At 71.7% G+C, this 23,841-nt stretch carries 19 protein-coding genes; 7 read left to right on the top strand and 12 right to left on the bottom strand.

The annotated features are described in order from the left end of the window. Positions 1–119: 119 nt before the first annotated feature. The 6 genes from ACFWU3_RS15430 to ACFWU3_RS15405 form a co-directional block, all read right to left on the bottom strand. A complete protein-coding gene (locus tag ACFWU3_RS15430; RefSeq protein WP_384436653.1) occupies positions 120–1,016 on the bottom strand; it encodes a TauD/TfdA dioxygenase family protein in 897 nt (298 codons plus the stop codon). A 68-nt stretch (positions 1,017–1,084) separates the two neighbouring features. Continuing rightward, entirely contained in the window at positions 1,085–2,419 is a 1,335-nt protein-coding gene (locus tag ACFWU3_RS15425) for an LLM class flavin-dependent oxidoreductase (protein ID WP_384436650.1), read from the bottom strand. A 12-nt stretch (positions 2,420–2,431) separates the two neighbouring features. Beyond that, the gene (locus tag ACFWU3_RS15420; RefSeq protein ID WP_384436647.1) at positions 2,432–3,346 is read right to left on the bottom strand and encodes an ABC transporter permease; all 915 of its coding nucleotides are present in this window, start codon (positions 3,344–3,346) and stop codon (positions 2,432–2,434) included. Beyond that, positions 3,343–4,152: an ABC transporter ATP-binding protein gene (locus ACFWU3_RS15415; RefSeq protein WP_384436644.1), complete on the bottom strand. Its 810-nt coding sequence runs from the start codon at positions 4,150–4,152 to the stop codon at positions 3,343–3,345. The genes ACFWU3_RS15420 and ACFWU3_RS15415 overlap by 4 nt, the downstream gene beginning before the upstream one ends. 3 nt (positions 4,153–4,155) lie before the next feature. Further along, entirely contained in the window at positions 4,156–5,169 is a 1,014-nt protein-coding gene (locus ACFWU3_RS15410; protein ID WP_384436641.1) for an ABC transporter substrate-binding protein, read from the bottom strand. 211 nt (positions 5,170–5,380) lie between these two features. Beyond that, positions 5,381–5,524: a putative leader peptide gene (locus ACFWU3_RS15405; RefSeq protein WP_384436638.1), complete on the bottom strand. Its 144-nt coding sequence runs from the start codon at positions 5,522–5,524 to the stop codon at positions 5,381–5,383. A 194-nt stretch (positions 5,525–5,718) separates the two neighbouring features. Here ACFWU3_RS15405 and ACFWU3_RS15400 point away from each other — a divergent pair, with 194 nt between their 5' ends. Further along, positions 5,719–9,201, top strand: coding sequence for a phosphodiester glycosidase family protein (locus tag ACFWU3_RS15400; protein WP_384436635.1), 3,483 nt, complete (start codon positions 5,719–5,721; stop codon positions 9,199–9,201). Positions 9,202–9,331: 130 nt separating this feature from the next. Here ACFWU3_RS15400 and ACFWU3_RS15395 read toward each other — a convergent pair whose 3' ends face one another. Further along, on the bottom strand, positions 9,332–10,378 hold the full coding sequence (locus ACFWU3_RS15395) for an enoyl-CoA hydratase/isomerase family protein (protein WP_384436632.1): 1,047 nt from the start codon (positions 10,376–10,378) through the stop codon (positions 9,332–9,334). Positions 10,379–10,538: 160 nt separating this feature from the next. Between ACFWU3_RS15395 and ACFWU3_RS15390 the strand changes: the two genes are divergently transcribed. Continuing rightward, complete coding sequence (locus ACFWU3_RS15390) at positions 10,539–11,705, top strand: serine hydrolase domain-containing protein (RefSeq protein ID WP_384436629.1); 1,167 nt, start codon at positions 10,539–10,541, stop codon at positions 11,703–11,705. Positions 11,706–11,830: 125 nt separating this feature from the next. Then, a complete protein-coding gene (locus ACFWU3_RS15385) occupies positions 11,831–13,021 on the top strand; it encodes an acyl-CoA dehydrogenase family protein (RefSeq protein ID WP_384436626.1) in 1,191 nt (396 codons plus the stop codon). Between the two features lie 175 nt (positions 13,022–13,196). Here the strand turns inward: ACFWU3_RS15385 and ACFWU3_RS15380 are convergent, their stop codons facing one another. The 4 genes from ACFWU3_RS15380 to ACFWU3_RS15365 form a co-directional block, all read right to left on the bottom strand. Next, positions 13,197–13,838 (bottom strand): hypothetical protein, encoded by a 642-nt coding sequence (locus tag ACFWU3_RS15380; RefSeq protein WP_384436623.1) that lies wholly within the window; start codon positions 13,836–13,838, stop codon positions 13,197–13,199. A 217-nt stretch (positions 13,839–14,055) separates the two neighbouring features. Next, positions 14,056–14,628: a dihydrofolate reductase family protein gene (locus tag ACFWU3_RS15375; RefSeq protein ID WP_384436620.1), complete on the bottom strand. Its 573-nt coding sequence runs from the start codon at positions 14,626–14,628 to the stop codon at positions 14,056–14,058. Positions 14,629–14,847: 219 nt separating this feature from the next. Beyond that, positions 14,848–15,546 (bottom strand): sigma-70 family RNA polymerase sigma factor, encoded by a 699-nt coding sequence (locus ACFWU3_RS15370; protein WP_384436616.1) that lies wholly within the window; start codon positions 15,544–15,546, stop codon positions 14,848–14,850. Positions 15,547–15,684: 138 nt separating this feature from the next. After that, complete coding sequence (locus tag ACFWU3_RS15365) at positions 15,685–16,344, bottom strand: hypothetical protein (RefSeq protein WP_384436613.1); 660 nt, start codon at positions 16,342–16,344, stop codon at positions 15,685–15,687. A 392-nt stretch (positions 16,345–16,736) separates the two neighbouring features. Between ACFWU3_RS15365 and ACFWU3_RS15360 the strand changes: the two genes are divergently transcribed. Beyond that, the gene (locus ACFWU3_RS15360; RefSeq protein ID WP_384436610.1) at positions 16,737–17,864 is read left to right on the top strand and encodes a nitrate/nitrite transporter; all 1,128 of its coding nucleotides are present in this window, start codon (positions 16,737–16,739) and stop codon (positions 17,862–17,864) included. Beyond that, positions 17,861–18,949: a sugar ABC transporter permease gene (locus tag ACFWU3_RS15355; RefSeq protein ID WP_384436607.1), complete on the top strand. Its 1,089-nt coding sequence runs from the start codon at positions 17,861–17,863 to the stop codon at positions 18,947–18,949. The genes ACFWU3_RS15360 and ACFWU3_RS15355 overlap by 4 nt, the downstream gene beginning before the upstream one ends. On the opposite strand, the gene ACFWU3_RS15350 is transcribed toward ACFWU3_RS15355, so the two are convergent. Next, entirely contained in the window at positions 18,936–20,093 is a 1,158-nt protein-coding gene (locus tag ACFWU3_RS15350) for an acyl-CoA dehydrogenase family protein (RefSeq protein WP_384436908.1), read from the bottom strand. The two genes, ACFWU3_RS15355 and ACFWU3_RS15350, sit on opposite strands and share 14 nt — an antisense overlap. Positions 20,094–20,288: 195 nt before the next feature. Here ACFWU3_RS15350 and ACFWU3_RS15345 point away from each other — a divergent pair, with 195 nt between their 5' ends. Together ACFWU3_RS15345 and ACFWU3_RS15340 are read left to right on the top strand one after the other, a co-directional pair. Next, complete coding sequence (locus ACFWU3_RS15345) at positions 20,289–22,073, top strand: CoA transferase (protein ID WP_384436604.1); 1,785 nt, start codon at positions 20,289–20,291, stop codon at positions 22,071–22,073. Next, complete coding sequence (locus tag ACFWU3_RS15340; RefSeq protein WP_384436601.1) at positions 22,070–23,812, top strand: class I adenylate-forming enzyme family protein; 1,743 nt, start codon at positions 22,070–22,072, stop codon at positions 23,810–23,812. The genes ACFWU3_RS15345 and ACFWU3_RS15340 overlap by 4 nt, the downstream gene beginning before the upstream one ends. The last annotated feature ends 29 nt before the right edge of the window (positions 23,813–23,841 follow it).

Genomic DNA, 23,841 nt, shown 5'->3' with positions numbered 1-23,841 from the left:
AATTCCACCCACCCCCCGACACACTCCAAACACGCGGGGGGGGGGGGCTGTTTTTTCTTTATCCCCCCCCGGGGCCCGGCCCCCCACCCCCCCCCCCCCCCGCCGTGTGTTGCGGTATGTCAAGCCGCGGACGGGGTGTAGTGCGCGGCCTCGTCGCCCTCGACGATCCGGCTCGCCGTGCCGTCGATGCCGACCGGAACGTCTCCCGCGACCGTCACGCGGTGCAGCAGGCGCGGCAGGTCGCCGTAGTCGTCCGGGGCGTAGTGCTGGGTGATGCGGTTGTCGAAGAGGACCAGGTCGCCCGGCGCCCACGTCCAGCGCACCACGTTCTCCGGACGGGTCACATACGCCTGGAGGATCCGCAGGATGTCGCGGGACTCGGACGGCGACAGACCCACCAGGGACTGGGCGAACCCTCCGATGAACAGGCCCCGTTCGCCCGACTCGGGGTGGACCCGCACCACCGGGTGCTCGGTGCGGTACTTGGTGGACACGAACTGCCGCCGGTGCTCCGCGGCCTTCTCGGACTTCGGCTCCGCGTAGTCGTAGGCGTTGGTGTGCACGGCCCACAGCCGGTCGGCCAGCTCACGGAGCGCCTCGGGCAGATCCCGGTAGGCGGCCGCCGAGTTGGCGATCAGGGTGTTGCCGCCGTACGGAGGGACGACCAGGCTGCGCAGCGTGGACGCCTTCGGCGGGGTACGGACGAAGGTGACATCGGTGTGCCACTGGTTGGCGCGGATGCCCTCGTCGCCGTCCACCGGGAGGATGTTGGGCCGGCCGTCGACGGACGGGACCGTCGGATGGGCGGTGGTCAGTTCGCCGAAGAGGGAGGCGAAGCGTATCTGGGCCGCGTCGTCGAGTTCCTGGTCACGGAAGAAGAGTGCCTTGTGCTCCAGGAGCGCCGCGTTGATCTCGGCGGTGATCGCGGGGTCGAGCTCCCCGGAGATGTCGACGCCGAGGATCTCCGCGCCGATGCGGCCGCCGATGCGGCGGATGTCGAAACCGGTGCTGCTCATGCGGATGCTGCCTTTCGTTGGGACTTCGAGGGTGCTTGGCCGAGGACGTGCGGTGGTCCGGAGAGGGGTCAGGAGGCCAGGGCGGTGCGGCCCGCGGGGCGCTCCAGGCCGTAGTGGTCGCGCAGGGTGCGCCCGGTGTACTCGGTGCGGAACAGACCGCGGTCCTGGAGCAGCGGGACCACCTGGTCGACGAAGTCGTCGAGTCCGCCCGGGAGATACGGCGGCATGATGTTGAAGCCGTCCGCGGCACCCTCGGTGAACCACGTCTCCAGCTGGTCCGCGATCTGCTCCGGCGTCCCGGCGAAGACGCGGTGACCGCGACCGCCGCCGAGGCGGGCGATGAGCTGCCGGATGGTGAGCTCCTCGCGCCGGGCGAGCTCCGCCACCAGCGTGAAGCGGGACTTGTTGCCGTTGATGTCCTGCTCTTCCGGGAGGTCGGGAAGCGGGCCGTCCAGGGGCAGTCCGGTGAGATCGGTGCCGAGCATCCCGGACAGCTGCTGGAGCCCGTACGCAGGCACCTGAAGCTCCGTCAGTTCATCCTCGAGCGCCAGCGCCTCGGCCTCCGTCCCGCCGATGACCGGGCAGATGCCGGGCAGGATCTTGAGCTGCTCCGGCCCGCGGCCGTACTTCGCGAGCCGCGACTTCAGGTCCTTGTAGAAGGTCTGCCCGTCGGCCAGCGTCTGCTGGGCGGTGAAGACCGCCTCTGCGTACCGGGCCGCGAACTCCTTGCCGTCCTCGGACGATCCGGCCTGCACCAGCAGCGGATGGCCCTGGGGGGAACGCTGCACATTGAGCGGCCCGTCGACCCGGAAGTGGGTGCCGCGGTGGCCGATGGCGCTGACCGCACCCTCCTCGGAGTAGACCCCGCGCTCGCGGTCGATGACGGGCGCGTCGTCCCGCCAACTGTCCCAGAGCTGCTTCGTCACCTCCAGGAACTCGGAGGCACGCTCGTAGCGCACCGCGTGCTCCAGATGCTCCTCGCGGCCGAAGTTCCTGGCCTCGGCGACATTGCCCGAGGTGACGATGTTCCAGCCCGCGCGGCCGCCGCTCAGATGGTCCAGCGAGGCGAACTTCCGCGCCACGTGGAAGGGTTCGTTGAAGGTGGTGGAGACGGTGGCGATCAGCCCGATGTGCTCCGTGGCGACGGCCAGCGCGGAGAGCAGGGTGAGCGGTTCGAAGCCGCCGACCGCGTTGTAGCGGGCGTTGCCCCACAGCGCGACGCCGTCCGCGAGGAAGAGCGAGTCCAGCTTCCCGCGTTCGGCGGTGCGGGCCAGCTCCTGGAAGTAGGACAGATCGGTGATGCGCTCCGGCTGGGTGCGCGGATGGCGCCAGGCGGCGTCGTGGTGGCCGGCGTTCATGAGGAACGCGTTGAGATGGAACTGACGGGGAGTCTCGGCTGACATCTGCTGTTTCCTCTAGATTCCGGTCGGGGTGCGCCAGGAGGTGAAGCGGCGCTCCAGGGCCACGAGCAGCTGGTTGAAGGCCACACCTATGGCGGAGATGGTGATGATCCCGGCGTACATCTCGGGGATCGCGAAGTTGAACTGCGAGGAGTTGACGAGGTAGCCGAGGCCGGCCTTGGCGCCCACCATCTCGGCGGCGACCAGGACGAGGATGGCGATCGCGCCGGCCAGCCGGATGCCCGTGAAGACGGTGGGCACCGAGGCGGGCAGGATGACCTTCTGGAAGATCTTCGGGGCGGGCAGGTCCATCGAACGGGCGAGCCGCAGAAGGGTCGGATCGACGCTGCGCACGGCGCTGATGGTGTTCAGCAGGATGGGCCAGGTGCACGCGTAGAGCACGATGGAGATCTTCGAGGTCTCCCCGATGCCGAGCAGGAGGACGAAGACCGGCAGCAGAGCCAGCGCGGCCGTGTTGCGGAACACCTCCAGCAGCGGCCCGAGGAGGTCGGCGAGCGGCCGGTACCAGCCGATGAGAAGTCCGAGCGGTACGGCGAGCGCCACCGCGAGCCCGAATCCGGACAGCGAGCGCACCAGGCTGGCCTGCGCGTGCTGGGCGAGCTGACCGTCCGTCAGCAGCCCCCACCAGGCGACGGCGACCTCGGAGAAGGGCGGCAGGAACGTCCGGTCGACGAGCCCGAGGCGTGGGGCGATCTCCCACACGGCCAGGAGCGCGGCGACGGCGACCGTCCTGGTGACCACGGTCAGCAGGGCGCGCCCGGTGAGGCCGGCCACGCGGGGGAGTGTGCCCTTGCGGACGGGGGCCACCGGGGTCGCATCCCCGCTCCGTGCCGGGCCGGCCGCCTCGGGGGCCTTCGTCGCAGCGTGCTCGGCGGTCGCCGTGGCGGCTTTCTCGGTGGTGATGCTCATGGTGTGACGGCCTCCCTCTCCTGCTGCTGGGCGCGGCTGACCTCGTCGCGCAGCAGGCTCCAGATCTGATGGCGGTGGTGCGCGAACGCGGGGCTGGAACGCGGATCGGCGGTGGCATCCCGGTCACCCAGGTCGATCGGCACGACCTCCTTGATCCGGCCGGGCCGGGAGGTGAGCACCGCGACGCGCTGCCCGAGGTGCACCGCCTCGTCGATGCCGTGCGTGATGAACACGATGGTCTTGCCGGTGCGCTGCCAGATCCGCAGCAGCTCGTCCTGGAGCGACTCGCGGGTCTGGGCGTCGAGCGCCGCGAACGGTTCGTCCATCAGCAGCACATCGGGGTCGTAGGCAAGGCTGCGGGCGATCGCCACGCGCTGTCGCATACCGCCGGACAACTCGTGCGGATGCCGGTCCTCGAAGCCGTCGAGACCGACGAGCGCGAGGTACTCCCGGGCCCGGGCGGCTCGCTCGCGGCGTGGCACCCGGGTCGCCTCCAGCCCGAACTCCACATTGCCCTGGGCAGTACGCCAGGGGAGCAGGGCGTACTGCTGGAAGACGATGCCCCGGTCGAGGCCCGGTCCGGAGACCGGCCGGCCGTCCAGCAGGATGCGGCCCTCGGAGGGCTCGGCCAGTCCGCCGAGGAGATCGAGGAGCGTGGACTTCCCGCAGCCGCTCGGACCCACCACGACCAGGAACTCGCCGGGGGCGATGTCGAGGTCGATACCGTCCAGAGCTGTCACCGGCGTCTGCTTTCCGCGCACGGGAAAGGTCTTGCCGACACCCTGGAAACTGATTTTCGCCGTCATCGGTCAGCTCCCCGTCTTCTTGCCCGCGTTGAACTCATTGGTGTAGAGGTCCGGGACCTTCACCCGGCCGGACTCCAGCTCGCCGCGCTCGGTGAGCCAGTCCGCCCAGTCCGACAGCTCCTTCTCCGCGATCCGGCCGCCGGGCGCGGACACGCCGTAGGAGCGCCAGTACTTGAGCGCGGCGTCCGTCTCGTTCCTCTTCCGCTTGGCGACGATCTCGGTCATCTTGGCGACGACCTCCTCGCGGGGTGTCGTACGGGACCAGTCCAGAGCCCTGCCCACCCCGGTGACGAAGGTCTTCGCCGTCTCGGGGTTCTGCTCGATGAAACGCTCGGTGAAGACATAGGTGCCGGCGCTGAAGGCCCCGCGGAGGTCGAAGTCGCTGAAGAGCTTGCGCACCCCGCCCGCCTCCAGGGCCTTGTCGCGCAGGATGCCGCCGAGGACACCCACGTCGATCTGCCGCTGCCGCAGCGACTGCTCGGTGTTGACGGGCGGTATCACGATCCGCTCCACCTGCTTGGCCTCGGAGCGGCTCAGCCCGTTCTTCTTGAGGTAGATGTCGAGCATTGCCTCGTGATGGGCGCCGAGGGTGTTCATTCCGACCTTTTTGCCGATGAGGTCGCGCGGGGAACGAATCGCGCTGTTCTCGGTGACGTAGAAGCCGCTGAAGGCGTATTTGTCGGAGCCGTAATAGCTGACGACCGCCTTGATGGGAGCCTTGCGGGACGCCAGTTTGACCACGGCCCCGTTGAACGCGCCGCCGAAGTCGGTCTGGCCCGAGGCGGCGGTCTGGATGTCCTGGGGCCCGCTGATGGTGTCGCCCACCCAGTCGAGTTTCACGTCGCCCAGATAGCCGAGTGCTGCGGCGAGTTCGGGCGGGGTGACGGCGCCGGCCGAGCCCTGATAGCGGAGTGTCTTGGTATTACGGATGCCGCCGCCACTCGCGGTGCCGCACCCGGCGGCCGCGAGTGCGGAGATGCCGGACAGCACGAGGAAGCTTCGCCTGGAGAAGGTCATGTCATTCCGTTTCGGGGTACGCGAAGGTGCCTGAAAAGCGCGCGAGAAGGACGCAATGCATTCAGGAAAGAGTCGGCGCAAGATGGCAGGGAAATGCCGGGAAAGGTCCTGCCGGGTGTCATCACCGCGCGACGGGCACGAAAGGTTTCAGGCCGTCAGAAGTCCACTGGCGGAGGGACGTGCGCGGGAAGAGAGGTCAGCTGGGCGTGTTTCAGCGGCCGGCGGCACAGAGTGCGCTGGCGTGACGTCGAAGGTCGACGTGCAGGCGCGATACGAGAATGTCAGCTTGACTCACATCGGCGAGAATGGCAGCGATTTCAGGTCGCGTCAATGCGCTGTGGCGGTCGTCTCGCATGGTGAATTGTTACGGCATTCTTTCGCGAATGTGGCCCGACCGGGGCCGTCAGGATCGCGAGACATCCACGATCATGACAGCGCCTGTTCTCCCGACGGTCCCTCAAGCCCTCTGGTGCAACGGCCCGAGCGCCGCGATGCTGTCCGCCGACAGCGCTTACTGCGCGCTCAACCAGCCGTGATCCAGGAGTAGTTGTGATCCCAGGCAGAGCAAGACGGGCCGTCGTGCTGATCGCGACGGCGTCCGCCCTGGCGGCGGGGGTCTCCCCGGCCGCCGCCGACTCGACCCCCGACCCCCGCCCCCGCGACGCGGCCGAAGTGTTGCGCCCCGTTGCGCCGCCCCCCGCGAGCGGAGCTCCCGGAAGCGCGAGATCCGTCGCCGACGGCGACGGCATCGAGACGGCGCGCAGCTCCCGGCCGATCGCTCCGGGCGTCCGGCTCACCTCGTACGACCGGCTCGAGTCCGACACATGGCTGCGGGTCGACGCTCTCTCCGTCGATCTCGACGGCGGCCGTGTGCGGGCCGACTACCTGTCCTCGGGCAAGGTCTCCGAACGCTCCACGGTGTCCCGGCTCGCGGCCGCGCACGACGCCGGCCCCGGCCGGCGCACGGTCGCCGCGATCAACGCGGACTTCTTCGACATCAACCAGACCGGCGCCCCGCAGGGCCCCGGCATCAAGGACGGCAAGGTCACCCACTCGCCGGCCGAAGGGGCCAACCGTGCCGTCGGCATCGGGCCGGAAGGCGCGGGACGCGTCCTCCAGCTCTATTTCGAGGGCACGCTGACCCTGCCCGGCGGCCGGCATCCGCTCGCGGCCCTCAATGCCGCCAACGTCCCGCCCGGCGGCATCGGGGCCTACAACGCGGCATGGGGGAGCGCCGACCGTGCGCTGACCGTGGATGCGGCGACCCCCGTCGCCGAGGCGCTCGTCCAGGACGGCAAGGTCGTGTCCGTCACCGACCGGCCGGGCGGCGGGCCCGTGGCCGAGGGCACCACCGTGCTCGTCGGGCGGGAGGCCGGCGCGACCGCGCTCGCCGCGCTGCGGCCCGGCGACCCGGTGTCGATTCAGTACCGGCCCCGTACCGACAGCGGGTCCGTCCCGCGCACCGCGGTCGGCGGCCGCGAGCTCCTCGTCGTCGACGGCACACCGCAGAACCACGAGGGCGAGGGCAACAACATCGCCGCTCCCCGCACGGCCGTCGGCTTCTCCCGGGACGGCAGCGCCATGCAGGTCATCACCGTCGACGGGCGGCAGGCCGACAGCGGCGGGGTGACCCTCACCGAACTCGGTCTGATGATGCAGCGGGCCGGCGCCCACAGCGCGCTCAACCTCGACGGCGGCGGCTCGTCCACACTGCTCGCCCGCGAACCCGGCAGCGACGCGCTCCAGGTGGAGAACAGTCCCTCCGACGGCAGCGAGCGCACTGTTCCCAACGGACTCGCGTTCACCGCGCCCGACGGCAGCGGCCGGCTCCGCGGCTTCTGGGTGGAGACCCGCACCCCGCCCGGCTCGGCGCCCACCGCCGACCCGGTCAGGGGCGGACACCCGGAGCGGGTGTTCCCGGGACTGACCCGCCGTCTCACCGCCGCCGGATACGACGAGAGCTATGGGCCGGCGGCCGGCGCACCCCGGTGGCGGTCGCTGCGGCCCTCCGTCGGCCGGATGGACGAGCGAGGAGTCTTCCACGCCCGCGACAGCGGTACGGCCGTGATACGCGCCGAACGGGCCGGGGCCCAGGGCAGTACGGAACTCACCGTGCTCGACGATCTCGCCCGAATCGAGCCGACCACCCGGCGTATCGGGCTCGCCGACGGCGACGCCACCGGAAGCTTCGGCATCGTCGGTCACGACGCACAGGGCAACAGCGCCCCGGTCGAACCCGCCGATGTGGAACTCACCTACGACCACACGCGGTTCGACGTCGAGGACGACGGCGCCGGTGGCTTCACGGTGACCTCCCGCACGGGCGGCGGCGCCGGGCAGATCACCGTCAGGGCCGCGGGCGTCACCACGTCCCTGGCCGTCAGCGTGGGCCTGGCCGAACAGCCGGTCTCCTCCTTCGACGACGCCGGCGCCTGGACCTTCAGCCACGCCCGCGCGGCCGGGGCGGTCGCAGCCGTCCCCAACGGGCAGAGCGGCACCGGACTGGAGCTGACGTACGACTTCACCCGCTCGACCGCCACGCGAGCCGCCTACGCCAACCCGCCGCGGCCCATTCCCGTACCGGGGCGCCCGCAGTCCTTCACCCTGTGGATCGACGGGGACGGCAACGGCGCCTGGCCGACCCTGCATCTGAAGGACGCGGCGGGCTCGGACCAGTTGCTGCGAGGGCCGTACGTCGACTGGACCGGCTGGCGTCAGGTCACCTTCAGCGTGCCTGCGGGCGTCGCCATACCGCTGTCGGTGCACCGCTTCTACCTCGCGGAGACCGCCGCGGCCCGGCAGTACACCGGACGCGTCGTGATCGACGGACTGTCGGCGCAGGTCCCGCCCGATATCGCGCTGCCCGACCAGCCGCGCACCGCCGACCCGCTGATCGACTCCGCTGCCGAGACCGGGGACCGGGACTGGCGGTTCGCCGTCATGTCCGACGCACAGTTCGTCGCCCGCGACCCCGACAGCGCGATCGTCCGGCAGGCCCGGCGCACCCTGCGGGAGATCAAGGCGTCCGGGGCGGACTTCGTCGTCGTCAACGGCGACCTCGTGGACGAGGGGTCACCCGCGGACCTGGCGTTCGCCCGGCAGGTGCTCACCGAGGAACTGGGCGGCGATCTTCCCTGGTACTACGTGCCCGGCAACCACGAGGTGATGGGCGGCAGAATCGACAACTTCATCGCCGAGTTCGGCCCCGCCCACCGCACCTTCGACCACCGCGGCACCCGCTTCCTGACGCTCGACACATCGAGCCTGACGCTGCGCGGCGGCGGCTTCGAGCAGATCAAGGCGGTGCGCGCCCAGTTGGACGCGGCGGCGAAGGATCCGGCCGTGGGGTCGGTGATGGTCGTCGAGCATGTGCCGCCGCGCGATCCCACCGTGCAGAAGGGCAGTCAGCTCGGCGACCGCAAGGAGGCCGCGCTGATCGAGCGGTGGCTCGCGGACTTCCGCCGTACGACAGGAAAGGGCGCGGGGCTGATCGGCAGTCATGTGGGCGTCTTCCACGCCGAGCACGTGGACGGCGTCCCGTATCTGATCAACGGCAACGCGGGGAAGTCACCGGCGGGCCCGGCCGACGAGGGCGGCTTCACCGGATGGTCGCTCGTCGGGGTCGACGAGGTGAGCCCGGGCGAGCAGCTGATCGCCCGGCACCGTCCGTGGGAGGGACGGCCGGACTGGGTGTCCGTCCAGACGCGGGCCCATGTCGACGCCCTCACCCTGGAGGCGCCCGCATCGCTGCCTCCCGGGAACAGCGCGGACGTCCGGGCGACGATCGTGCAGGGCACGCGCACGGTCCCGGTCGCCTTCCCCGTCAGCGCGGACTGGACGGGATCGCTGAATCTGTACATCGGCGACCCCGACGACGCCCGTCGGCGGCACGCGGCGGCGTACGACCCGGCGACGGGACGGCTCACGGCGCTCAGACCGGGCACGGTGACCCTCGCGGTGACCGTGGGTGGACACACCCGGAGCGTGGAACTGCGGATCGCCCGGCAGACGGCCGGAGAACGGGCGTCGTAGCCGGAGCGCGGCAGGCACGACCGCACGGCGGGCGGGGACGCACGGACCCGCCCGCCGTGCGGGAAGCCCCGCAACGGGCAGCCTCGGCCCTGCGCCGTGGCCGGAACCGTCGGTCCCACCGGGACCGCGGTCAGCCCTTCGCCAGCCCGAGTTCGTCGTCGCCCAGGGGCTCGAAGAACCGCTCCACGTCCTCGTCCGCCACCTGCGACAGCAGCGCCGGCGACCACTGCGGCCTGCGGTCCTTGTCGACGACCTGGGCGCGCACCCCCTCGGCCAGGTCGGGCCGGGAGAAGGCGGCCGACGACACCCGGAACTCCTGGTCCAGGGCCGGTTCGAGAGCGCCGAGTGCCCGGGCCCGCCGCAGCGCCGCCAGGGTGACCTTCACCGAGGTGGGCGACCGCGTCAGGATCGTCTCGGCGGCCTCCTTCGCCGCCGGCTCGCCGTACGAGACCAGCCGGTCGAGGATCTCCTCCACCGAGTCGCTCGCGTAGCAGGAGTCGATCCACCCGCGGTGCGCGGCCAGTTCACCCTCGGGCGCGGGTCCGGCGTACGTGCGCAACACGTCCGCCACCTCCAGCCGGGCGAGCGACGCGGTGAGTTCCGGCAGACGCCCGGACGGCACGAAGTGATCGGCGAGCCCGCACAGCAGCGCGTCGGCGGCGCCCACCGGCAGTCCGGTGAGGGCGAGATGGGTGCCGAGCTCGCCCGGCGCACGGGCCAGCAGATGCGTACCGCCGACGTCGGGTACGAAGCCGATGCCGGTCTCCGGCATGGCGACCCGGGAGCGCTCGGTGACGATCCGGACGTCGCCGTGCGCGGAGATGCCGACCCCGCCGCCCATCACGATGCCGTCCATCACGGCGACGTACGGCTTGGGGTACCGCGCGATACGTGCGTTGAGCCGGTACTCGTCCCGCCAGAAGTCCGTGGCGCTCCGGTCCCCGGCGAGCGCCGCCGTGCGGATGGCCCGGATGTCGCCGCCCGCGCACAGCCCCCGCTCGCCGGCACCGGTGATCACGACGAGACGCACGGCGTCGTCGTGCTCCCACGAGGTGAGTGCCTCGTCGACGGCGTGAACCATGGGATGGGTGAGGGCGTTGATCGCCCGGGGGCGGTTGAGCGTGATGTACGCGGCGTGGCCCTCGGTGTGCAGGAGTACGGAGTCGTCGCGGGCCATCGGTAGGGTCCTTCCCGGGTGCGGATCTTCGGTCCCATCCTCGCGCACGCGACCCCGTGCACACGAAGCGGAACCCTTCCCGGCAGTCCGACCAGTCGGTATGTTCGGTGTCAGTCGGACACGGCAGGCCGGGCCACCCGGCCGAGGCGACGGAGGGCCCATGTCTCAGAGCGCACCCACGATCGACGGACACTGCGACGACCGCTTCCGGTCGGTGCGCGAGGCCTTCGAGGAGAACTTCCGCGACCGCGGCGAGCTGGGGGCCGCCGTCTCCGTGATCCACGACGGCGAAACCGTGGTCGACCTGTGGGGCGGCTGGGCGGACGAGGCCCGCACCCGGCCCTGGGAGCGCGAGACCCTGGTCAACGTCTGGTCGACCACCAAGGGCGCCACCGCCCTGTGCGCCCATCTGCTCGCCGACCGGGGCGAGTTGGACCTGGACGCGCCCGTCGCCACGTACTGGCCCGAGTTCGCCGCGGCGGGCAAGGACGGCATCCTCGTCCGCCATCTCCTCTCCCACCGTGCCGGACTCGCGGGACTGCGTGAACTGCACACCCTCGAGGACCTCTACGACTGGGAGCTGACCTGCGCCGCTCTCGCCGCCGAGGAGCCGTGGTGGGAGCCAGGCACCCGGTCCGGCTACCACGCCATGACGTACGGCTTCCTGGTCGGCGAGGTCGTCAGACGTGTCTGCGGGCTGCTCCCGGGGGAGTTGCTCCGGAAGGAGGTCACCGGACCGCTCGGCATCGACTTCACCATCGGGCTGCCGGAGAAGGAGGCGGGGCGGGCCGCCGACCTGGTGCATCCCCCGGCCGCGCCGTCGAGCGAACAGGCCGCGATCTTCGCCCAGATGACCCCCGTCGCGCTGGCCGCGCTGGTCAACCCGATCGTCGGCGCGGCGGACGCCAACACCTCCGAGTGGCGCGCGGCCCAGATCCCGGCGGCCAACGGACACGGCACCGCCCGCGGAGTCGCCGCGCTCTACGGGATCTTCGCCGGGCGGGGCGAACACGGCGGCCGGCGAATCCTGTCCCCGGAGGCCGCCGAGCGGATCCGCGAGGGTCAGGGCAGCTGCCGCGACCTGGTGCTCGGCAGGGGCTTCCGGCACGACACGGAGGTGGCGCTCGGACTCTGGCTCAGCGGCGAGAACGGTTCGTACGGCCCCAACCCCCGCGCCGTGGGCCACGACGGCTTCGGCGGCTCGTGCGGTCTGGCCGATCCGGAGGCAGGTCTCAGTCTCGGGTACGTGATGAACCGTATGGGCCCGCACATCGCGGACGACCCCCGGAAGATGGCTCTGGTGACCGCCGCCTACGCATCGCTGTGAGCGGGCGCGACGGCCGCGACCCGGTGGACTCCCGCCCCTCTGCCCGGCCGTGGCCCTTCCGGATTCTTGCAACACGTTCTACCGTGTGCGCCGCGCCGTGACGGTCGCGAGACTCTGGAGGGGCCGTGCACCTCGAATACACGCCTGAACAGCAACAGTTGCGCGCCGAACTGCGCACCTACTTCGCCCGGCTCGTGCCGGACAACGTGTACGCCCGCTACGCCGACCCCGGCGAGCAGAAGCGCTTCTACCGCGAGACCGTCCGCCGCCTCGGCACAGACGGCTGGCTCGGCGTCGGCTGGCCGGCCGAGTACGGCGGGCGCGGGCTGAGCCCCATGGAGCAGTTCATATTCTTCGATGAGGCTGCCCAGGCGGGCGTACCGCTGCCGCTGATGGCGCTCAACACGGTCGGCCCGACGATCATGCAGTTCGGCACCGAGGAGCAGAAGGCGTACTTCCTGCCGAAGATCCTCTCCGGCGAGATCGACTTCGCCATCGGATACAGCGAACCCGACGCCGGTACCGACCTCGCCGCCCTCAAGACCCGCGCGGTGCGCGAGGGCGAGGAGGACACCGGCCACTACACCGTCAACGGGCAGAAGATCTGGACCACCAACGGCGACACGGCCGACTGGGTGTGGCTCGCCGTGCGGACCGACCCCGGCGCGCCGCCCCACAAGGGCATCACCATGCTCCTCGTGCCGACGTCCGACCCCGGCTACTCCTGCACCCTGATCAACACCCTGGCCTCCCACGACACGACGGCCAGCTACTACGAGAACATCCGCGTCCCCGCCTCCCGCCGTGTCGGCCAGGAGAACAAGGGCTGGCGGCTGATCACCAACCAGCTCAACCACGAACGCGTCACCCTGGCCGCGCACGGCACCATGGCGATCCGGGCACTCCACAACGTCCAGCGCTGGGCGGCCGACACAAAACTCGCCGACGGCCGCCGGGTCATCGACCTCGGCTGGGTGCGCGGCCGTCTGGCCCGCACCCACACCCGGCTGGACGCGATGAAACTGCTCAACTGGCAGATGGTGAACGCCGTCCAGCAGGGCACGCTCACCCCGCAGGACGCCTCCGCGGTCAAGGTCTTCGGCTCCGAGGCCCGCCGCGACGCCTACGCCTGGCTCATGGAAGTGGTGGGTGCGGCCGGCCCGCTCAAGGAGGGCTCGGCCGGCACGGTGCTCCACGGCGAGCTGGAACGCGGGTACCGGTCGGCCGTGATCTTCACGTTCGGCGGCGGGAACAACGAGATCCAGCGCGAGATCATTTCGTGGATCGGACTGGGGATGCCGCGGGTGCGGCGATGACGCTGCCGTGACGAGGGCTCACAGCCGGCACCGGGATCCACATGGGGACTCGAAGGTGTCGTCATTCCTGCCTGCCAGGAGGCCCCCGGATCTCCCCGGGGGCCTTGGCCCGTGTCACCTCTGTTCCCGGCTCCGGGGCGGGTACCCGGGGTACCCGCCCCGAGGCCGGGGTTGCTCACGGGGCGTTCAGCCCGAACACCTGCTGGCTGGTGTTGCCGGCCGCCGGGCTGTTGATGTTGCTGTTCGTGCTGATGTTGTTGAACAGCGGGATGACACCGTTGAGGTTGATGGGAAGAATCGATCCGCCTCCACCTCCGCCGTTGTCGTCGTCGCAGTCGCCCCCGGTGATGTTCGTGGGGTCGGAGTACGAGGCCGCGGCGCTCCCTCCACCCGAGACCGTGACCGTGTTGGTCACCGTGCACGGAGCGTCCTCGGCGACCGACACCGTCAGCTCGAGTACCGGAAAGGACTGGAACGGCCCCACCACGGTGTTGTTGGTGCACGTGATCGACGTCGTGGTCACGTCGCAGTCCCAGGAGGACTGCGACAGTGTGCCGCTCACGGTCAGGCCCGCCGGCAGCGTGTCCGTGAGGGTCACTGTTCCGGCGGTCGAGTCGATGGTGCTGCGGTTGCTCACCTGGAAGCTGTAGACCCCGGTTTCGCCCCGGGCGAAGTCGCCCGAGTGGAACTTCGCGACGGCGAGCACCGGCGCTGCCAGTGCCGGTGTGGCGCCCACCGCGAACGGAAGGACGACACTCGCCCCGAACACCGTGGCCAGGGCGGCCATGCGCCGCCCCAACGGATGCCTCATTGCCATGAACATTCTCCTGTCGCGTGACGTACCGCGTGGCTCACCCCGTGGCATGAGAGCTGGGGCGCCGGACGCGGGAGGACTGCGCATGGACAACGGGCCGGCGGACAGCCGGCCACTGGGGCCGGCGCCCACGTCACCCGATCGCCCGCGCAATGCGCTCGCCTGTACCAACGGACTCGCCGAGGGCTCGTCGGTGCGGGCACGCGCCAGGAGGCTGTCGTCAGCGGACGACGTCGAAGACGTTCTTCTGCAGACCGTTGGCGTAGACCTCGTGCTCGACGAGCTCCAGCTTCTGGGTGTCCTTGTCCGTGTCGCTGAACAGGCGCTTGCCCGCGCCGAGCAGGAGCGGGAAGACCAGCAGGTGGTACCGGTCGATCAGGCCGGCGTCCGAGAGGCTCCGGTTGAGGGTGGCGCTGCCGTGCATGATGATCGGGCCGCCCTCGGTCTCCTTCAGAGCCGCGACCTCGTCGAGCGAACGCAGAATGGTGGTCCGGCCCCAGTCCGACACCAGGTCGTCGTCGGTCAGCGTGGTGGAGACGACGTACTTCGGCATCTCCTTGTAGTCGGAGAAGTCCTCCATGCCCGGCCAGACCGGGCTGAACGCCTCGTAGCTGGTCCGCCCCAGCAGCATCGCGGTGGCTTCCTGCTGCTCTCTGCCCTTGATCTCGTACGCCTCGGGGAGGAATTCCATGTCCTTGAAGGTCCAGCCCGAGTTCCGGTAGCCCGGCTCGCCGCCCGGCGCCTCCACCACGCCGTCGAGCGAGACGAAGGCGGTGCTGATCAGGGTGCGCATCGAAGTGTCTCCCAGGTGTCTCGTGATCGGGTGTCGGCAGGTTCGGCCGGCCGGCTTCGACCGGACCACCCCTGCGCGACGCAACTCTCCCTCACTGACCGCTGATCGTGGTGGAACTCATCGGTCATCACCACTCCACGGGCCCGGGCACCCGAGATGAGGCACGTGGCGCGCCGCGGGTGCCCGGGGACCTGGGTGGTCAGCCGGTCGCTGTGGTGGTCAGCCCGTAACGGTCACGAGTTCGGGACCGTTCGTGAAACTGCCTCGGGTGTCGCTTCGCCGTACGGCCCGTCGCTCTGGTGCGGCGAGGGGGAGGTCCGGTTCGCCGAGCAGCTCGATGAGCGAGGCGCGGGCGCGAGCCACTCGGGAACGGACCGTTCCCACCGGGCAGTTGAGGGCCGCGGCGGCCTCTGCGTAGGGCAGTCCCAACAGCTGCGTGAGGATGAAGGCCTCGCGGCGTTCGGCCGAGATCGTGGCCAGGAGTTCCGCGAGGGCGATGCCGTCCTCGAAGCCGGGGCTGTGCCGCGGCTGGGCCTGTTCCGCGGCGGTCTGCCAGTCGGTCCTGTCGGAGAGCTTCGGCCGGGCCGCCGCATGACGCAGGCTGTCGACCACGGTGCGGCGTGCGATGGACAGCAGCCAGGTGCGGGCGGACGAACGGCCCTCGAAACGGTGCAGGCTGCCGAGAGCCCTGAGGAACACGTCCTGCGTGAGGTCGTCGGCTGCCTGGGGATCGGCGCTGAGGTAGGCCACATAGCGCCAGACGTCGCGGTGCAGCGCGCGGACGAAACGGTCGACCCGCGCCGGATCACCGTCCCGAGCGGAGAGCGCCAGGCGGGTCACGTCCGCGTCGCTTTCGGGGGTGTGGCGCGGCGGCCTGGGCGCGGCGGGACAGGGGAATGGGTACGAGGCAGGGGTCATCGCCAGAAGTCCTCACGGGAAATCGGGTTCCGGCGTCGCGCTGACGGGCGAGGCCGGTGAGTGGTACGGCCTGCCGGACGGCACGGCCGATGCCCGATGCGCGTCGTGGAAGACTCCGCGGCACCGGGGAACCAGCTGTCACAGGACAGCGATCCCCGGTGGCGGACCCCGTGAGGTGATGGCGTGGGTGAGAAGGAGCCGCCGTGGCGTGTGGCCCCGCCTGCTCCGGCGTACGAGAAGGCGTGTCCCCTGTACGGGTGTGGGCTGACGGAGTATCAGCAGCAGGGGGGCGACCAGCCGGCCCGCCAGCGAGCGCAGAACGCGGAACGCCGCCCGCTCCCCGTACGCCAGCCACAGCCCGCACAGCAGTGACGCCAGCAGGTGCGCCGACAGCATTCCGGTCGGTGACATGTCGCCCATGTCGTGCCCGCTCAACGCCGTGGTGACGGTGGCGCCGTCCGCCGGCCCGTGCAGGGCGTGATCGTGGACGTCCATGCCCTCATGGGGCATCGTCATGCCGGGCTGGTGCGCATGGCCGACGTCGCTGACGCTCCGGAGGGCCGCACCGGAGGACGGTGCGGCGGCTTCCCCCGTGCCGAGGACCAAGGACCGTGCCCATTGCCGGGCCAACGAGCTGTCCGTCGGCGGCGACGGGTACACCACGGCCTGTGCCAGCGAGAAGCACGCGTGCATGCCCGCCTGAGCCGCGACGGTCGCCGAGGTGACGACGAGAAGTCCGCGCTCGCGCCCGCCGAGGGCCCAGGCCCCGGCCGTTGTCGCGCCGAACGCGGTGGACATCGCCCACCAGGGTACGGATGTCCCGGACATGAGGATGTGACCGAAGGCAGCGAGCAGCACACAGACGGCGGCGAACACCGCAGCCCGTAACGCTCGACACCCCCGGCCTGACTTCATGGCGCGCTCATCCTTGCATTCCCCCTCGCGGTCGGGCACCCGTCGGTACGGGATTCACCGCGCGCCCCCTCATTCCGGCCCGGGTGTGTGGCGCAGGCCACAACTGCCCGTGGGAACCCGTGTGTTGGGCCGACCGACTCCTGGTGCGGCGGGTCGGGACGGTCGGCGGCGGGAACGGGGGCACGGTGGTGGCAGAGGGCACAGCGGCAACGGTGTCGGCACCGCTGCCGGACACAGGGCCGGCTCGAGGACTCACTTCGCTGCTGACCAGTGCCATGGCCTTCTCGATGCTCCAGTTGTTCCTGCTGGGTGCGCTCGGACCTCGGCTGGTGGACGAACTGGGGATATCGCCGACCGTGTTGGGACTCACCACCACCATCGGCTTCGGGACGGCTGCTGTCCTGTCACCCGTGGGCGGGCGCATCGTGGACCGGATCGGCCCGCGGCGGGCACTCGTCGTCCTGCTGATGGTGTCCGCGGTCGCACTCGCCCTCATCGGCGCCGCGCCCGGAGCCGGTCTGCTGCTGGCGGCGGTCGCGCTGGGCGGCGTTCCCCAGGCGCTCGCCAACCCGGCCACGAACAAGGCCATTCTCGCGTCGGTCCCACCCGCCCGGCGCGGCTCGGTGACGGGGACGAAGCAGTCCGGCGTCCAACTGGGGGCGTTCGTAGCCGGGTTGCCGCTGGCCGCCGCGGCCGGCGGCATCGGGTGGCGGGGTGCGGTCTGGACGGCCGCGGGCGCCGCCCTGCTGACCGGACTGTGGGCACTGCGCACTCTTCCGGCCGACCCGCCGCCACCGCAGACCAACGCACGGGCGTCCCTGGTGCCGCGTGGTTTCGTCGCCTGGCTCGCCGTCTTCTCGCTGTTCCTGGGCAGTGGCATCGCTTCGGTCAACACCTATCTCGCGCTGTTCGGCGTACGGGAGCTGGAGATGGGCCCCGGTACGGCAGCCGCTCTGGTGGCCGTGCTCGGCGTGGCGGGAATCGCCGGCCGGGTGGGGTGGTCGAAGGCGGCCCGGCCGGGGCGCGCCGAGTGGCTGCCCGGATGGCTTGCGGTCGGTGCCGTGGGCGCGGCCGCTCTCCTCGTGGCGGCGCTGTCGGCACGTCCGCTGGCGTGGGCCGCTGCCGTCGCCGTCGGTGTCTTCGCGGTGTCGGGCAACGCGGTCTCCATGGTGCTGGTCATGCAACGCGCCGCACCGGGCCGGGCGGGACAGGAATCGGCGCTGGTCGCCGCGGGATTCTTCGCCGGATTCGCCGTGGGGCCGCCACTCTTCGGCCTGTTCGCGGAGGCGGGACGGTACGGGGCCGGCTGGACTGTGGTGTCGGCCGAATTCGCCGCCGCCGGTGCCGTCGCCCTCACCTGGGCCGTACGGGACCGGCGAGGACGGGCGGGCCGGTCGTCGTGACGTCGACGGGCTGGGCCGACGCCGCCCTGACGGCGGTGATCGACCGTGTCACGGTCACCGCATCGGAGGTCGGCGCACGCTTTCCCCTCTTCGCCGACCCGGACAGCGGGCGGTGGACCACGACGGGGCGCGGATCGTGGACGGGCGGATTCTGGGCCGGGCTGCTGTGGTTGAGGGCGCGGTACACCGGTGCCGAAGCGGACCGGGCGGCCGCATCCCGGTGCACCGCTCGACTGGCGCCGTGGGCGGACGCCGACACCGCCGCCCGGGGCCTGATCCTCTGGTACGGGACGGCCCTGGCCTCTCACGACGCGAAGGCCACAGCGCTACGGGAGCGGGCCGCGCGCGCCTGCCTGGAGGCCGTGGATCCCGAACTCGGCCTCGTCCCCTGGGGATCGGCGCTGGGCGGCCCTCGCCTCCTCGCCCGCGCGGACGGTGTACCGGGGATGGTGCCCCTGCTGGCCGCGGCCGGGCCCGAGGGCGCCGCCGCGGCAGGCGCACATCTGCACCGCCATCTCGAACTCTGCCTCGGTGTCAGCGAGCACCGGCCCTGGACACAGCCCGCCTGGCGCTTCGACGCGGGGTCGGGATGGCAGCCCTGCGAGGACCCGCCTCGGGGCTGGAGCCGGGGAAGGGCGTGGCTGCTCCTGGCGGTCGCCGACGCACTGCATCTCCCGACGCTCTCCGGACCGCGGGCCGAGCCCCTCCCGGGGGCGGCCGAGCGACTGTTGGAACACGGGGCCGCGCTGGACGGCCCGCTCGTCCCGCGGGCCGATGCGTCCCGCCCCGACATGCCCCTCGACACCTCGGCCGCCGCGATCACCGCTGTCGCCCTGCTGAAACTCGCCCGTCTGCCGGGTCCGAGGGCGACGGAGTTCGCGCACCGGGCCACCGCGATCCTGCGCCATCTGGTCGGCACCCATCTCTCCGGACCGCACGCACGCCGGCCTGCCGGCATGTTGCTCGACGGCTGCTACGACGCCGTCCGGGGCACCGCCGTCCGGCACGAACTGATCTGGGGCGACTTCTTCCTCGGCCTGGGGCTGGCGGCGCTCACCGGTTCGGCCGACATCACGGACGTGTAGGACCCGGTCCGCCGTACCCGCGCAGCACGCGCCGTGCCACAGCGGTGATGTGCAACTCGTCCGGCCCGTCGAGAATGCGAGCGGCCCGGCCCGTGCGGAAGAGCGCGGGAAGCGCCGTGTCCGGGCCCAGTCCGGCGGCACCGTGGACCTGGATCGCCGCGTCCGTGACCTGCTGGAGCATACGGGCCGCCGCGACCTTCGCGAGGCCCACCTCGATGTGTGCGTCCTTCCCCGCGTCGATGAGGGCGACTGCCTCATGGACGAGGGGGCGGGTGGTGCGCAGGGCGAGCAGGGCGTCGAACACCTGCTGCTGGACGAGCTGGTGGCCGGCGAGCGGGCCACGGGACCCGCCGCGCGTGGCCGCCCGCCGACACATCAGGTCGAACGCCCGCCCGGCCTGGCCGAGCCAGCGCAGACATCGCAGGGTGCGGCCCCGCTGGAGACGCTCGCCGGCGATGGCGAGCGCCTGACCGCGAGCGCCCACGAGATGGTCGGCGGGTACGCCGACCCGGTCGAGTTCGATCTCCCACTGGCCGGTCGCGCCGAGAACCGGGAGTTCGCGGACGACACGGAAACCGGGGGAGTCGGTGGGCACCAGCAGCAGGGAGAGCCCCTCGCGGTCGCTGGCCTGCCCGTCGGTGCGGGCCAGCACCGTGACGAGGTCCGCGCCGGCGGCTCCCGAGGTGAACCACTTGCGGCCGGTGACGGCCCACCTGCCGTCCGCTTGCCGCACGGCACGGGTTCCGGTCATGAAGGGGTCCGTGCCGGGAACCTCGGGCTCCGTCATCGCGTAGCAGGTCCGTGCCTCCCCGGCCACGAGCCGCCGCAGATACCGGTCACGGACACCGCTCTGCGCGTGCCGCTCCAGCATCGACACATCCAGCAGGGGAGCGGAGCCCAGTGCCGCGGGTCCGTGGTCGCTCGCCCCCTCCGCCTCCGCCAGTTCGGCGTACTCGCCGAACGTGAGGCCGCGGCCGCCCAGGTGCGCGGGCAACGGCAGTGCCCACAACCCCTCCTGTTTCGCCCGGCTCTGCAACTCGCCCAAGGCGGCCGCGGCATCGGACCCGCCCGCGTCCAGGACCGGTTCGCAGGGGATCACGCGATCGCGGACGAACTCGCCGACGCGCTCACCCAACTCACCCAACTCCACTGGGGGACCGCCCCGTCGGCCCACGCCCTCACTGCCTCGACCTGCCACGTCTCTCCTCGAGTTGCCGGGAACTTGTGGGAACGGCTGTCCGACTGTCTCCCCAGGGAACTGGTCGGGTGCGGACGCTCCCGAGTTCCCGGGTTCCGGACGACCGGGCGCCGGCCACCGCCGCGCCAGGAGAGGAGAGGCATGGCATCACCCGTCACCACGCAGGCGGTCCGGCCACTCGACACGCTGCGTTTCGACATCGCGGGACCGCCGCAGATCATGACCGTGGTCTCGGAGCATCTGCGCCTTCTCGGCGCGCGGACGGCCGACGCCGCGCCGGGGGTGGGGACCGAGCCGGCCGGCCGCACGGTGCTGAGCGGCGAGGACTTCGAGCCCGTTCAGGCCCGTACGACGTGGGCCTGCCCCGGGACCGGGATCCATGACGAGGCCACGGTGCAGGCCGCGACCGGCATCATGGCCGTGCACGGCCGCCGCGACGGCTACCCGCGCGGCCTGGCCGTCGACTACGCGTCCGCCGCCACCGGCGTCCTCACCGTGCAGGGCCTCCTCGCCGGGCTGCTGGCCCAGGCGCGCGGAGGTGCTGCCCCCGCCGAGGTCACCACCAGCGCGCAGCGGGCAGGGCTGCTCACCGTCTCCCAGTATCTCGCCGCCTCCGGGGCCGACGAGGGCGAGGCGGCCGAACTCGCCCCCGGCGGCCCGCCGTTCGTCTCGTCCGACGGCTTCCTCTTCGAACTGGAAACCCTGGACCCGGGAGCCTGGGCCGCGTTCTGGCGTGCTCTCGGTGCACCGCCGGAGGCGATACGTGCCGGCTGGCGGCCCTTCCAGTTCCGGTACGCGACGGCCTGTGCCCCCTTCCCGCAGGCGCTGCACACCACGACTCGGGAGCATCCCTGGCGGCGGATCCTCCAGGCCGCATCCCTGTCGGGGGCCGAGGTCTGCGTCCTGCGCGCACTCGCCGAACGGGCGGTCGAGTACGACGGCTCCGCGCCCTGGTCCATGAACCTTCTCGGCCCCGGCCGTCCGCACCCGGCGTCCGCCTCCTCGCCCGAACGCCCTCTCGCGGGTGTGACCGTGCTGGAGGCGGGACGCCGGATCCAGGCGCCGCTCGCCGCGCACCTGCTGGGACTGCTCGGGGCCGATGTGATCCGCGTCGAGCCGCCGGGCGGTGATCCGCTGCGGGGCATGCCGCCGGCGTGCTCCGGCGTCTCCGCCCGCTGGCTCGCGCTCAACCGGGGCAAGCAGGCCGCGGAGGTCGACATCAAGTCGCCCGCCGGACGCCGCCGGCTGCGGGAGATGGCGGCGGAAGCCGATGTGTTCCTGCACAACTGGGCCCCGGGCAAAGCGGCTGAACTCGGCCTGGACGCCGAGGATTTCACCTCCGTCAACCCCGCCCTCGTCTACGCGTACACCAGCGGCTGGGCGGGTCGGCTGCCCGATGCCCCCATGGGCACCGACTTCATGGTCCAGGCCCGCACAGGCGTCGGCGAGGCGGTGCGCCCGGAGGGGGAGACACCCACGCCCTCCCTGATGACCCTGCTCGACGTACTCGGCGGACTGCTCGGCACGGAAGCGGTGCTCGCGGGGCTGCTGCTGCGCGAACGCACCGGGCACGGCGTCCGGGTCGACTCCTCACTGCTCGGTGCGGCGGACACCCTGACGGCCCCCTTCCTGAGCCGGGCGGCTCGCGGTGAGAACCCGAGGCGTCCCGCCGGCTTCCGGCGTCCGCTCCCCACGGCCGACGGCTGGATCGCGCCGAGCGACACGTGCGCCGCCGCGGCCGCCGCCTACGACCTGCGTGACCTGCCCACACGCGACGCCCTGCGACAACTGCGTGCGCACGGCCTCACCGCCACCCGTGTCACCACAGACCTCGCCGAACTGCACGAGGACCCGCGCTTCGCCGGCTCGATCAGCCGCGACACGCACGGTGCCCCCGCCGTTCCCGACCCCTGGAGCTTCACATGACCGTCGAACTGCGCGACCTGCTGCCCGCCGAGCTGCGCCGGTCCTGGGTGGTCGACGGGACCTGCCCCGACCTGGACCTCTACAGCCTCTTCCGGGCCCGTCAGATCATGGACCTGCACCACACCGCGGTCCTCGATGCCAAGGGGAAACTCTGCTACACCGCGCTGGACCGCAAGGTGCGATGTCTGGCCACCGGCCTCAGAGACCTCGGCATACGCCCGGGCGACGTGGTCGGCGTCCAGCTCCCCAACAACCGCAACGCCGTCATCGCCGATCTGGCGCTCGCCGCCCTCGGCGCGATCGCCCTGCCCTTCCCCGTCGGGCGCGGCAGCCTGGAAGCCGAGTGCCTGCTGCGCCGCGCCGAAGCCGTGGCCGTCATCGCGGCCACCGAGCACCGGGGCGCCCACCACGCGGCCGAGCTGCACACCCTGGCCACGTCGCTGCCCGCCCTGCGGCACGTGGTCGCCGCGGGGCCCGGCCCGGCACCCGAGGGAACGATTCCGCTCTCCACGCTGCTGCGCTCCGACCCGAGCGGCTTCGTCCCCGCCCGGCCCGACCCCGACAGCGCAGCCCGCATCCTCGTGTCCTCCGGCTCGGAGGCCGAGCCGAAGATGGTCGCGTACTCGCACAACGCCCTCGCGGGCGGACGCGGCAACTTCCTCGCCTCGCTCATTCCCGACAGGACCCCGCCCCGCTGTCTGTTCCTGGTGCCGCTGGCCTCCGCCTTCGGTTCCAACGGCACGGCGGTCACGCTGGCCCGGCACGGCGGAACGCTCATCCTCCTCGACCACTTCACTCCCGAAGCCGCCCTCGCGGCCGTGGCCGAACACCAGCCCACGCACATCCTCGGCGTGCCCACCATGGTGCGCATGATGCTCGAACGGCTCGACGCCGCGGGCGAGATGCCGGTCACGGGCGGGAAGCCGGTCGCCGACGGACAGCCGGTCACCGTCGACGAGGAGGGTGGGACACCGCCCGCGCTCACTGCTCTGATTCTCGGCGGAGCACCGCTCGACGAGCCCACCGCGGCGGCCGCGGCGCAGGCGTTCGGCTGCCCTGTCGTCAACCTCTACGGCTCCGCCGACGGCGTCAACTGCCACACCGGACTGGGCAGTACGACCCCGCCCACCGACGAGTCCGGAGTGGTCGCCGGCCGCCCGGACCCCCGGGTCGCCGAGATCCGTATCGCCGACACCGACACCCACGCCGAGGTACCGGAGGGCGGCATCGGTGAGATCATCGCCCGCGGCCCGATGACCCCCCTCTGCTATGTCGGCGCCCCCGACCTCGACGCCCGCTACCGCACGCCCGACGGCTGGGTCCGCACCGGCGACCTCGGCTTTCTCGACGACGGCGGCACCCTGCACATCGTGGGACGGCTCAAGGACGTCGTCATCCGGGGCGGTGCCAACATCAGCCCGGCCGAAGTGGAGCGGGAGTTGCGCTCGCATCCGCAGATACGGGACGTGGTGTGCGTCGGCGTTCCGGACGACCTGATGGGTGAGCGCCTCGCCGCGTGTGTCGTGCCGCGCTCCGACGATGTGCCGACGCTCGACTCGCTCGGCCGGCATCTGACACGGCGAGGTCTGGAGCAGCGCAAGCACCCCGAACGGCTGCTCGTGGTCGCGGAGTTGCCGTTGACCCCGGCGGGCAAGCCCGACCGTGCCGCCCTGCGCGAGCACCTGTTCCGGGCCGCGCCGCCCGCCCACGCCGCGCCGTCTCTCGCCCAGGCCGGCTGAGCCGGATGCCGGGTGCGCATCGCGGCGCC

The organism is Streptomyces sp. NPDC058685, from assembly GCF_042714725.1.
Lineage (GTDB): Bacteria > Actinomycetota > Actinomycetes > Streptomycetales > Streptomycetaceae > Streptomyces.
Note: the sequence above shows the minus strand (reverse complement) of the source record. Positions and strands in the feature narration are given on the sequence as shown.

What these genes read in the sequence shown, in the direction of transcription:
- ACFWU3_RS15405 (WP_384436638.1), bottom strand. Translation starts at nt 5,524, where the DNA reads ATGCGAGACGACCGCCACAGCGCATTGACGCGACCTGAAATCGCTGCC.
- ACFWU3_RS15380 (WP_384436623.1), bottom strand. Translation starts at nt 13,838, where the DNA reads ATGGCAATGAGGCATCCGTTGGGGCGGCGCATGGCCGCCCTGGCCACG.
- ACFWU3_RS15365 (WP_384436613.1), bottom strand. Translation starts at nt 16,344, where the DNA reads ATGTCCACCGCGTTCGGCGCGACAACGGCCGGGGCCTGGGCCCTCGGC.
- ACFWU3_RS15390 (WP_384436629.1), top strand. Translation starts at nt 10,539, where the DNA reads ATGTCTCAGAGCGCACCCACGATCGACGGACACTGCGACGACCGCTTC.
- ACFWU3_RS15375 (WP_384436620.1), bottom strand. Translation starts at nt 14,628, where the DNA reads ATGCGCACCCTGATCAGCACCGCCTTCGTCTCGCTCGACGGCGTGGTG.
- ACFWU3_RS15420 (WP_384436647.1), bottom strand. Translation starts at nt 3,346, where the DNA reads ATGAGCATCACCACCGAGAAAGCCGCCACGGCGACCGCCGAGCACGCT.
- ACFWU3_RS15370 (WP_384436616.1), bottom strand. Translation starts at nt 15,546, where the DNA reads ATGACCCCTGCCTCGTACCCATTCCCCTGTCCCGCCGCGCCCAGGCCG.
- ACFWU3_RS15345 (WP_384436604.1), top strand. Translation starts at nt 20,289, where the DNA reads ATGGCATCACCCGTCACCACGCAGGCGGTCCGGCCACTCGACACGCTG.
- ACFWU3_RS15425 (WP_384436650.1), bottom strand. Translation starts at nt 2,419, where the DNA reads ATGTCAGCCGAGACTCCCCGTCAGTTCCATCTCAACGCGTTCCTCATG.
- ACFWU3_RS15430 (WP_384436653.1), bottom strand. Translation starts at nt 1,016, where the DNA reads ATGAGCAGCACCGGTTTCGACATCCGCCGCATCGGCGGCCGCATCGGC.
- ACFWU3_RS15410 (WP_384436641.1), bottom strand. Translation starts at nt 5,169, where the DNA reads ATGACCTTCTCCAGGCGAAGCTTCCTCGTGCTGTCCGGCATCTCCGCA.
- ACFWU3_RS15360 (WP_384436610.1), top strand. Translation starts at nt 16,737, where the DNA reads ATGGCCTTCTCGATGCTCCAGTTGTTCCTGCTGGGTGCGCTCGGACCT.
- ACFWU3_RS15415 (WP_384436644.1), bottom strand. Translation starts at nt 4,152, where the DNA reads ATGACGGCGAAAATCAGTTTCCAGGGTGTCGGCAAGACCTTTCCCGTG.
- ACFWU3_RS15395 (WP_384436632.1), bottom strand. Translation starts at nt 10,378, where the DNA reads ATGGCCCGCGACGACTCCGTACTCCTGCACACCGAGGGCCACGCCGCG.
- ACFWU3_RS15340 (WP_384436601.1), top strand. Translation starts at nt 22,070, where the DNA reads ATGACCGTCGAACTGCGCGACCTGCTGCCCGCCGAGCTGCGCCGGTCC.